This is a genomic window from Bifidobacterium sp. POST2/T3 (B1) (assembly GCF_058197115.1).
Window position 1 is genome coordinate 1 of sequence record NZ_JBVPQK010000073.1, and the last position, 10,923, is coordinate 10,923.

Sequence of the window (10,923 nt, forward strand, 5' to 3'; positions counted from 1 at the left end):
TCATCTCCGTCCCTGGGATCGTCCCCCCACTGATAGCATTCCAAGAGCTCGGCAGCTTCGATGCAAATTGATTTGGCTAGGTTGGCGGGTGTGTGGAATTGATCCCAGTCGCGCTCGTGCACAAAATCCATCACCGCTGTTTCCGTTTCCTTGCTGATCATGATTTCGAGCCTATCAGTCGGCCCTCCTGCCATCGGTTCGGTGCCGGTTCGTCGCATAAATCAAGAAACTGTATTCGATTGCCTATGTTTGTTGCATCGCAATGACCCGTTTGGCTTTGGATGCGGATAGATATTCTTCGATCAGGATGATCACCAACAGTTGCAGTTGTGGTGAAGTCTTGTCTGCAAGAAAGTTCGGCAGCCTTGGCTTCTGACTGCAATGGCCGTTGTCCCTATGGCATGAGTTGAAACCTTTGGGAATTGTTTGAGCAGACATGCTCAAGACCTCATATAAGGGCTGACCGTTCTCATCTTGTACTGCGGATTACTTCGATTTGGCAAACAAATACGCCTTATCAGGTCGAGAAGTAAACCGGTTGTAGTTCAAAATGATGCTAGATTGTGAATCGGATTTGTCTGAGCAAGTGAGGTGAGGCATCTATGGCGGTGACCAATCGCGAAGAACAGATATTGGGATTGATCAGACAGAATCCAATGATTAGCCAGAACGAACTGGCGCATCTTTGCGGCATCACTCGTTCCGGTGTTGCTGCGCACATATCCAACCTCGTGAAGAAAGGATACTTACTTGGCAAAGGGTATATAGTTTCACCGCCTACCTATGTTGCAGTGATAGGCGGAATCAACTTGGACATTTATGGCATGTCAGTAAATCCCGTAGTAAGCCATTCCTCGAATGTTGGAAAAATCACGTTCAGTCCTGGTGGTATAGGTCGTAATATATCGTATGATTTAGGCTGTTTGGGCGTAAAGAATTATCTCTTGTCGGTCTATGGAGACGATCAAAACGGAGCGTTCTTCAAGAAAGATGCCATGGCCAATGGTCTTGACATAAGATACTGTCAGCAACTGAGCAATACTCCGACTTCCACCTATCTTTCAGTAAGTGGTCCTGACGGAGATCCGCTGGTGGGGTTGGATGATATGGCCAGCAGCGAACTTATCAGCCCGACTTTTTTGCGCGAGCGTGCGCATGTCATTGCCAATGCAAAAGCAGTTGTTATCGATTCCAGCTTAACTGCTGCTTCGATTGCCTGGGTATGTGACCATTATTCGGGTCCGATTTATGCTCGAGTTGTTTCTGTCAATAAAGCTTCGCGTCTGCTAACCGTGCTGAACAGAATAGATACTTTGGTGCTTAGCCGTGCTGAGACACAATTGCTGACAGGCACCGATGCTTCCGATAAACAGAGCAGCCTGGCCTGCGCTCGTCGTCTGCACAAAGCGGGAGTTCACCGTGTGTATCTGCTTATGGATGGAGTCGGCAACCTCTACAGCCAGGGAAGTAACTACGTATTTTGTGCTGATGGTCAAACGACCAAGGGCAGGCATAATAACGGTGCAGCTTCGGCTGCCTTGTCCGCTCTTCTTTGGTCTCATAGTAAGAAAATGGACTATCGGGACTGTGCGGAAACAGCATATGCCGCGGCTTCTATGGCCATGGACTGCATTCAGTCAGTTAATCCGCGTTTTAGCTCAGCAACGTTGAGAGCTCGTCGTCATTCTCTTTTTGCATGAGTCTGATTAGCCACTCTTGAATTGATGACCACCATTTCTTTTGACGAAGCAAGCTTAGACTGCTCTCTTGGCAGCAAATCAATACCAGACTTTGATTCATTTGACAGTGCAATAAGTCTTCTTTTATGATGAAACTAACAATTGTTTATGAGACAAAACAGTTGTTAGTTGTGTTGAACGGCACAACTGCTGGCAAGGAGGCTGGTTCCAATGGTGGATTTCTCAGAGCCCTCATGCGATACCGAGCGATATGTTGTCGTTATAGGTGGCATGAATATGGACATTTGTGGACGTCCGAACACCGCCATCGTAGATCGTGATTCCAATCCAGGTAAGGTTAGTTTATCGGTTGGCGGGGTCGGGCAGAATATGGCGCAATCACTAGCCCATCTTGGGGTGCCCACATACTTAGTGACCGTTTATGGCAATGATGCCAATGGACGTGTTATGGAGCGGAACTGTCAAGAGAACGGCATTCATCTAGAATACTCAAAGCGTCTGGATGATTTCAGATCATCGACATACATGTTTATTACTGATGAAACAGGTGACATGCTCGTAGCGGTCAATGACATGGATATCTGCGAACAGATTACGCCTTCATTCCTGAAAGCCCGTCTTGATTTTATCAATGGGGCTGCGATTTGTCTTTTGGATGCGAATCTAGCGCCTAAAACCATGGAGTGGATCGGAGATAACGTAACCTCGCCGCTTTTCGGTGATACGGTTTCGACAATTAAAGCGAATCATTTTCTGCCTATTCTTAATAAGATGAGTGTGCTTAAGCCCAACGCAATTGAGGCAGGCAAGTTAAGCGGAATCGATATACACGACAGCGCTTCAGCCGAAGATGGGGCTGCCTGGCTTATGGACAAAGGAGTCAAAACCGTTTACATATCTCTTGGGGTAGAGGGCATTTTGTGTGCTTCTCGGACTTCCGGGGCGGAAGAAATGGTTCATGTTCCTCCTTACCCCACGACCATAGCTACTGCCAATGGTGCTGGTGACACGGGAATGGCTGCCATCACATGGAGCTACTTCGACGATCCGAATCGTCCTATACGCGAGGTGGGTCGTATAGCTCAGGCCGCCTCCAGCATTGCATTGGAATGCACCAGGGCAGTTCCAGATATCGATGTGCAAAAGATACGTAAGAAGATGTCTGCACCTTTGATGGTTGCATGAATAAGGAATTTGACCACACTGCGAGTTTGTCAGTAAAGGAGAACAATGGTAGTCAAGCAACTCTATTCCATCATTCACTATGACGAGAGCGTTAAAACCATGGAGGCAGGTGCCGATCATATTGGATTGGTGCCGATGCAGAACGGTGGCGTACCTGCTCAAAGAGTTCCATTGGATCGAGTGCATAAGATTTTTGATGAATGCAGGAACCGCGGAGTAAAAGCTGTGGCTATTATGCTGACCAATGATCCAGATGAGATGATCGAACTCGCTAAAGAAATTCAACCGGACATCCTTCATATCGCTGGTGATGGGTATGAAGCGGATAAGACCTTTGCCGAACGGCTGAAAAATGCTGCGCCCGAAACCAAGCTTATGCAGGCGGTTCTGGTGGACGACGAATCAGCTGTTGAGCGGGCCAAGCGTCTCGCGGCTTTCTGTGATTTCATACTCACCGATTCCGGTCTGGCCCCAGATACGGGCATAGGTGCCAGCGGGCAGACTCATGACTGGAACATCGATGCACGAATTGTCAAGGAATGCGGGAAGCCAGTCATCATGGCCGGAGGACTTGGTCCAGACAATGTGGCAGAGGCTATAAAGAAATGTAGACCCTATGGTGTGGATTCGCTCACTAAGACAAGTATCAAGTATCCGGATGGATATATGCAGAAAGATATTGACAAGGTACGTGAATTTTGCAAGAAGGCCGACCAGGCGGCTGCGGGGGTAGGTTGCTGATTATGCAGTACAAGATGTTGCAGCATGTAAAGGTTCTTTCCACTCATGATTTGGGCGAAACCTTAAAAGAGATACTACAGACCGAATCTTATAAACGGCCTTTGGTGGTAACTGACCATTTTGTATCGACGATGCCTTTGGTGGTCAAGGCTCTTGATTTGCTCCGCTCATCAGGGATCGCGGTTTCAGTCTTTAACAGCGTTGGTCCTGATCCTGCTGCCGGAATAGTCAACGATGCTTTTCTGGCTTTCAAACAGCACAATGCAGATAGTTTGATTGCCATTGGCGGTGGCAGCTCGATGGATGTGGCTCGAGGAGTCAACATCGTCAGAACTAATGGAGGAGACATTCTGGATTACACTGATCCATCCAAGTCGATCTCGCCTTGCCGCGGACAGATCAGTGTTCCTACGACTGCGGGGACTGGTAGCGAAATGTCTAATGCCCTTGTCGTTACTGATGAATCGTCGAAGACGAAAATGACTGTTTTGGCTGATCCTGCTGTCAGTGAATATGCCGTACTCAATCCTGAGCTAACTCAGACTTTGCCTCCCGCAATGACCATCGCCTGCGGCCTTGATGCTTTTGGTCATGCAGCAGAAGGGTATCTGTCCCGTCTATCAAGTCCAATGACTGATGCTATTTGCGAAAAAGTTATGTATCTTCTGTACCAATACCTGCCACGGGCTGTGCATGACGGCAATGACATAGAGGCTAGAGGAAGGGTTATGGTTGCCGCGAACCTGGCAGGTTGGATGCTGAATAATACAGGTACGATCGTCGGTCATTCCATCGCCCATGTGCTCGGTTCCCGCTATCATATCGTCCATGGCGAAGCAGTGGCTTACGCCCTCCCTTCAGTCTTGGAGTTTGTGGGTCCGGTTCGCCCTAAGAAAGTACGTGAGATCGGTCAGATTCTAGGGGCTGTATATCCGGAATCCGCACCTCAGGAGCAGACGACGGTCCTGGCTGTGCGAGCTTTCAAAGACTTTCGGGATAACATACTTGGAATGCATCCATTCGATACCTACCAAATTGATCATTCTGAACTGCTGGGCAATGCCTCGGCAGTTGCCAATGAGCGATTTGCCGATAATACCCCCCGTACGGTTGATGAGGCAGCAGCCCACGATCTCTTGGAAGGTTTTGGAACTCGGTAATGATCATTATGAAGTAAACAAAGAACGGAGAACGCTTATGAAGCGGAAAGTTATTTTGGATTCTGACCCGGGTCATGACGATGCCGTGGCCATTCTCTTGGCTGTTGGCAGTCAGGCCATTGATCTTCTGGGCGTCACCACGGTAGGTGGCAATCAAAGCCTTGATAAGGTGACATATAATGCCAGGGCTGTGCTTGAAATGGCTCATGCAAACGATGTGCCTGTGCATGCTGGTTGTGACAGACCCCTGGTTCGCCCGCAGGAAGTTGCTGCCTCCATTCATGGTGAAACAGGCCTGGATGGTGTCACACTGCCAGAACCGATCCGTCCGCTGGATGCCGGTCATGCAGTTGACTGGATCATCGACACGATCATGAAGAACGAACCAGGCACTATAACTTTGGTCCCTACTGGCCCGCTGACCAACATAGCAATGGCTGCTCGTAAGGAGCCGCGAATTGTCGAACGGGTCAAGGAAGTCGTCCTTATGGGCGGTGGCTATCATGTCGGTAACTGGAGTGCTGTTGCCGAGTTCAATATTAAAGTGGACCCGGAGGCTGCACATATCGTTTTCAATGAACCTTGGCCGGTCACTATGGTCGGTTTGGATTTAACCCACCAGGCCCTTTGCACACCAGAGGTTCAGAAGCGCATAGAAGGTGTTGGAACCGACCTGGCCCATTTCGTCAGTGGACTCATGGATTTCTTCAGGAAGACATACAAAGACAACCAGGCGTTTGTCGACCCTCCTGTCCATGACCCCTGCACCATTGCGTATTTGATTGATCCAAATATCGTCAAGACTCGTCGATGCCCTGTTGACATCGAGCTGAGGGGTGAGTTGACGACGGGAATGACCGTGGCGGATCTGCGTGGTCCGGAGCCCAGCCCTGAGGATTGCCATACTCAGGTTGCCGTGAAACTGGACTTCGATGGTTTCTGGAACCTGATTATTGATGCCATCGAAAAGATAGGATGAACGATGACTAAAGAATCATCCAAGATTCTCGACGAGGGTGGCAAATCGATTGTTGCCCTGATGACCGCTCTTATGGCCGCTATCTTTGCTTTCCAGCTCAACGCTTCCATGCTTTCTCCCGCGTTGACGACTATGGAGCATGAGCTGCATACTACAAGCTCTCAAATCGGGCTTTCTCAGACGGTTTTCTTCACCTCTTGCGCTGTCTTTTCGCTCTTCCTTCCTAGGCTGGGTGACTTGGTCGGTCGTAAGAAAGTGCTTTTGGGCATTCTGGTTCTGACTGCCATTGGTTGTGTTGTGTCGGCTTTTGCGCCCAACGTGCTCGTGCTCATGATTGGGCGAGTCATTCAGGGGGTTGCAGGTCCCGTTGTCCCCATGACTTTGATTATGCTGCACGCGCAGGTAACAGAAGATGCAAGGTATGCCAGGCTCATGTCAATTCTTACCGCCGTAAATGGCGGTATCGCAGGCGTTGATGCCATACTGGGCGGGTGGCTGGCAGGGACTTTTGGCTTCCGTTCAGTATTCTGGTTCATGGTTGCTGTTGCCGTGCTGGCTATCATACTGGTTGCCGCTTTTGCCCAGGAAAGTCATGCCGCACAGACACCCCGCATGGATTGGGCTGGTGTGGTATTCCTCTGCATTGCATTCGTTTGCGCCTATCTCGCCATCAACGAGGCCGAGAAGCTCGCTGCGGCCAACTGGCTTATGGTGCTTATTGAATTGGTAGTGGCTGCGCTGTTCTTCGTGGTCTTCTGGAATACGGAGAAGAGGAGCAAAGCTCCGATGGTGACGACAACTTATCTGAAGCAGCGGCGGACTTGGGGGCTTTTGCTCACCACTCTGACCACCATGGTTGGTGTATTTGCAATCATGAATGGAGTTGTACCCGCCCTGGCCCAGGATTCCAAAGCTGGTGCCGGAATGAGTGCCAGCGTGGTTTCGTTTGCAACTCTGACTCCCTATGCGCTCATCGGTCTGGCTTTTGGACCTGTTGCTGGAATACTGGCATCAAAATATGGATACCACAAGGTACTCCGTGCGGGTCAGCTAGTGAGCATAGTAGGTGTGATTTTCGGCATTTACGTCTGTCTGTCACCAAGCGTCTGGTCTCTAGTGGTGATGTCTCTGGTCCTAGGTGTTTCATATGCGGGAACGGTTAATATCATGCTAAACGGACTTGGCGTGGTGCTTTCGCCAGCTGACAACACCGGGTATCTTCCGGGGCTGAATTCCGGCGGATTCAATCTAGGAGCCGGACTGAGCTACGCAGCTCTGTACGCCATAATGAACCTTGTGGCTGGTTCATCCGGCGCGCAGGCGGGCTATGTCTCCTCCATGATTGGTTCTGCTGTTCTTATCGTTCTTGCATTCCTTTGCTCGTTCCTCATTCCCAAGCAGGATGAGGTCCAATAGTAATTGGCTGAGCTGGTTGTAGTTTTCTGACTATGTTCAGCATGAAATTAAGGACGGTAAATCAGAACGGCAAGATGACTCGCTTGTGATTTGTTCTGAACATCTGAAAGTTATCGATGAGCAATGAAGGATGTCGGATATCATCCTGAGTCTCGACCAGGAACGAATAGATGGCAAGTAACATTGCAGTCTAATAAGGGTCCTGCGAATGCACTGATTCGCAGGACCCTTCCATATTTTATGCCTATCCGACAAGAGTCGAAAGTCGGGGCCAGGCAGGCTAGCAGCCAGTAAGTCACGAGTGCCCCGACATAGGCTCAGGAGCGGAAAATAGCGCATGGGAAGGTCCAGTAAGCCGGGGGCGGGCGCGTAAACTAAGTGAGGAATTCGTTCGCCGGAGGTGACTATGCAACATCGGGTGATCGGACTGCTGAAAAACGAAACCGTCCTGGTCGTCGCTGCAGTCGTCGCTCTCGTATCCTGCATCCTCATTCCTCCAGACCGACAGTATTTGGGCTACATCCACGTCAATACCCTCACCCAGTTGGGTTCCTTGATGATGGTGGTCTGCGGCTTTCAGCGCATCGGGGTCTTTCATGCCATTGGGGCCAGTCTTTTGAGCCGTGTCCGCTCGGTGCGCGGTCTGGCCTTGGTTCTGGTTTCGCTGCCTTTCTTCTCTAGTATGTTCATCACGAATGATGTAGCCCTGGTCACCTTCGTACCCTTTGCTATTGCTGTTCTTATCATGGCCGGTCTGGAAAGCCATGCCCTGCTGATCGCCACACTGATGACTCTGGGCGCCAATGTGGGCAGCATGTTGACGCCGATTGGCAATGCCCACAACTTATATCTCAAGGCCCGCTCGGAGATGCCTACTGGGGAGTTCCTCCTCCTTATGGCGCCTTACGCCCTGGTTGCGGCCCTGATGCTCTTCCTGTGCTGCTGGTTCGCCTTCAGGAATCAGCATTTGGACAAGTTCGAGGGCATGGATGCACAAGAGATTCGCCGCAGCATACTAGCGCCCAGGAAGGAGGGGATACAGCCCCAGGTCAAGGAGATGCAGCGGTCCAGCGGATGGCGCATCGCCATCTACCTCTTCCTCTTTCTTGTTTGCCTGCTCGGTGTCGCCAAGCTGATTCCCCAGTGGACCATGGTCCTGGTGGTGGTTGTGACCTTCATGATCTGCGACAGACGGGTCTTTTTGCATGTGGATTGGGGCCTGCTTCTGACCTTTGTGGCTTTCTTCATTTTCATAGGCAATGCCAGGCGGATCCCCCAGTTCTACAACCTGGTCAGCGGCCTGGTCAATATCCATCCCCTGATCACTTCGGTCCTGTGCAGCCAGCTCATCAGCAATGTACCCACCGCCCTCCTGGTCTCAGGTTTTTCGACAGCCTGGCGCTCAATCATTCTGGGCACTAACTTGGGCGGGCTCGGAACCCTGGTCGCTTCAATGGCGTCGCTGATCTCCTACAAGGCTGTAGTCAAGCAGTATCCGAGCAAGAAAGGTGAGTACCTGAAAATCTATACTGCTTTTAATCTGCTCTTCCTCGTCGTGTTGGTTGGCATGGCCCTGCTGCTGGAGTAGACTACCCACCATCAACCAGGAATGGTGCCGCTGACATTGAGAGGGAGGCAGCAACGGTGGAACCGGACCCGTGCGCGTCTAAGTCCAAGGACACAGGAATATTGACCAGACGGAATCTTGGGGTTCTGGTCGGAATCATGGCCTTGGCCATCATGTCGCGTTTTGACTCCATCATCTCTCCTTCCGTTGCAGCCATCCAGGCATCCTTTCCCCACGCTGATCCTTCCACGGTTGAATCGGTGGTCTCCATCGGCTCTTCGGCGGCCATAGTTTCAGCTCTTTTATTTGGTCAACTCTTGACCAGAATGAGTTTCAAAACGGCTGCCTGCATCTGCTGTCTGTGTGTCGCCCTGGGTGGTTTGTTGCCCCTTTTGGTGCACAGCAGCGTAAGCCAGCTGCTCTTCTTTGCCTTGGTTGTCGGGTTCGGCGTGGGCATCGCCACTACAGTTCTCCCCAGCCTGTCGGCCAGGTTCTTCCGCGGGAAGCAGTTGGCGGCGCTGATGGGGCTGGTCCTGGCTGTTCAGGATGGCTCTTCCATGCTGGTCCTTGCGCTGGGCGGTGTCCTGGCCAAGGGAGGGTGGCTGCACAACTATTGGCTTTATTTCCTGGCCTTGCCCGCCCTGGTCTTGGTCATCTTCATGGTTCCCGGAGTCGGTGCCGTCGAGGAGGAGTCAGAAAAGGCCGTAGGGTCTGAAGCACTGCCCTCCCAGAAGGGCCGACAATGCTGGTGGGCTACCATTTCCTGTATTCTCATCGGATTCCTGAGCATTTTCCTGGTGGCGGTTCTATACAACAAGCTCGCGGTCTACATAGCCAAGTACGGTTTGGGCGGCACCAGTGCAGCAGGGGTGGCCCTGATGTTCAATACGGGTTCGTCAGTCGTGATCGGGCTTAGCATCAACGGCATCAAGCGGGTTTGCCAGCAATGGACCATTCCGGTCGCCTTCCTCCTGATGGCCTTGGGCGCCCTGCTCTTCTTGGCCACCCGCTCCTTCCCGCTAGTCTGTTTGTCGGCCTTCTTGGTTGGCTCGGGCAGTGCCATCAATATGGCCACCTGTCCCTTCCTCCTGTCCAACCTGACTCCGCAAAGACGCTATCCCTTGGTCATGGGAGTTTTCTCGGCCACCACCAGTCTTGGTTTTACGGCATCCACCTGGGCTTTCAAGGCTTTCTCAGCAGCGTTTGGGCTGGACCCAGTAACCGGCAGTTTCATAGGCATGATGATCATCGCTCTGCTGGCTGCCGTCATTCTCTCGGTTGTCCGCTTCCAGAGCTGCGTCGAGTCACGCTTCATTGAGCAATAAGCCACCCTCCAAGTTTTACAAGCCAGAAGTGCAGGTTTTTCGCCCGCTCATCGCGACAGGTAGGGGTTGCCGGTGATGACGAACCTCCGTAAGGTCTCCTTGGCGTGGGATATGCCTATTCGGGGGGTTGCCGTGATGGTCTCGTCCTGGTTCAGTCCTGCGGCTGCCAGACGGATAGGCGATTTTCTAAGGTCATGGCCGTAGTTGCGCTTGTCGATGTCCAAGGCCTGACAGAGCTTGGCGGGACCGTTGGTCAGCTCCCGGTCCGGGTGAAGGCCATGCCTGTGGCTGCGCAGAAGGTCCAGACCCTGCACTGGCTGGCAGGCTCGAATCAGCACGCCGGCACCGAATCCATCCTCCTGGCAGGAGATGTTCATGCAGTAGTGCATTCCATAGGTGAAGTAGACATACATGTGTCCGCTGGGGCCAAAGAGGGCAGCATTGCGAGCTGACTGCCCGTGATAGGCATGGCTGGCCGGATCATTCTGATCGTAGGCTTCCGTCTCCACAATCCGAACCCTGGCCTGCTCACCTTCCGACTCGTAATCCCGGATGATCAGGCAGCCCAGAAGCATCCGGGCGGCTTCCTCCACAGGGCGGCCCAGAAAGTCAGGGAAGACCAGGTGATCGTCCTGGCTTGAACCGGCCTTCATTCCGTCTGGTCCTTGCGGACCCAGACCGCGCGCTGGCCGCGTGATTCCGGTTGAATGCAGACGAAATTATCCTGGTGGGGCAGGGCGGCGACCTGTGGGTGGTCGTGATCGTAGGGCCCTTGGGCCTGGGCGCCGCCGGCATCACCGACCTGGGCAAAGAAGTCTTCGGAGGCATCCTTGAACCAGGTCCATTCCTC

General features: G+C 52.1%; 9 protein-coding genes and 1 pseudogene. 8 read left to right on the forward strand and 2 right to left on the reverse strand.

The genetic code is table 11. The features are described 5' to 3' along the window. Positions 1 to 602: 602 nt before the first annotated feature. The 8 genes from AC0AP0_RS05140 (at position 603) to AC0AP0_RS05175 (ending at position 10,073) form a co-directional block, all read left to right on the forward strand. Positions 603 to 1,700 (forward strand): PfkB family carbohydrate kinase, encoded by a 1,098-nt coding sequence (locus AC0AP0_RS05140; protein ID WP_490429593.1) that lies wholly within the window; start codon positions 603 to 605, stop codon positions 1,698 to 1,700. A 210-nt stretch (positions 1,701 to 1,910) separates the two neighbouring features. After that, positions 1,911 to 2,885 (forward strand): carbohydrate kinase family protein, encoded by a 975-nt coding sequence (locus AC0AP0_RS05145; RefSeq protein ID WP_490429594.1) that lies wholly within the window; start codon positions 1,911 to 1,913, stop codon positions 2,883 to 2,885. A gap of 45 nt (positions 2,886 to 2,930) precedes the next feature. Further along, on the forward strand, positions 2,931 to 3,626 hold the full coding sequence (locus tag AC0AP0_RS05150; RefSeq protein WP_490429595.1) for a phosphoribosylanthranilate isomerase: 696 nt from the start codon (positions 2,931 to 2,933) through the stop codon (positions 3,624 to 3,626). A gap of 2 nt (positions 3,627 to 3,628) precedes the next feature. Next, a complete protein-coding gene (locus AC0AP0_RS05155; protein WP_110413216.1) occupies positions 3,629 to 4,786 on the forward strand; it encodes an iron-containing alcohol dehydrogenase in 1,158 nt (385 codons plus the stop codon). A gap of 37 nt (positions 4,787 to 4,823) precedes the next feature. Then, positions 4,824 to 5,765, forward strand: coding sequence for a uridine-preferring nucleoside hydrolase UriH (gene uriH / locus AC0AP0_RS05160; protein ID WP_490429596.1), 942 nt, complete (start codon positions 4,824 to 4,826; stop codon positions 5,763 to 5,765). Positions 5,766 to 5,768: 3 nt separating this feature from the next. Further along, complete coding sequence (gene uriT, locus AC0AP0_RS05165; RefSeq protein WP_490429597.1) at positions 5,769 to 7,181, forward strand: uridine transporter UriT; 1,413 nt, start codon at positions 5,769 to 5,771, stop codon at positions 7,179 to 7,181. Positions 7,182 to 7,587: 406 nt separating this feature from the next. Beyond that, complete coding sequence (locus AC0AP0_RS05170) at positions 7,588 to 8,769, forward strand: SLC13 family permease (RefSeq protein WP_490429600.1); 1,182 nt, start codon at positions 7,588 to 7,590, stop codon at positions 8,767 to 8,769. 101 nt (positions 8,770 to 8,870) lie between these two features. Further along, positions 8,871 to 10,073, forward strand: a complete 1,203-nt coding sequence (locus tag AC0AP0_RS05175; RefSeq protein ID WP_490429598.1) for an MFS transporter — start codon at positions 8,871 to 8,873, stop codon at positions 10,071 to 10,073. A gap of 47 nt (positions 10,074 to 10,120) precedes the next feature. Here AC0AP0_RS05175 and AC0AP0_RS05180 read toward each other — a convergent pair whose 3' ends face one another. Both AC0AP0_RS05180 and AC0AP0_RS05185 read right to left on the reverse strand, forming a co-directional pair. After that, positions 10,121 to 10,726 carry a DNA-3-methyladenine glycosylase gene (locus AC0AP0_RS05180; RefSeq protein ID WP_490429599.1) on the reverse strand — a complete coding sequence of 202 codons (606 nt, stop codon included), beginning with the start codon at positions 10,724 to 10,726 and terminating at the stop codon, positions 10,121 to 10,123. Beyond that, positions 10,723 to 10,923 (reverse strand): annotated as a pseudogene (locus tag AC0AP0_RS05185) (ferredoxin); the annotation flags it as partial. The pseudogene AC0AP0_RS05185 and the gene AC0AP0_RS05180, both read right to left, overlap by 4 nt.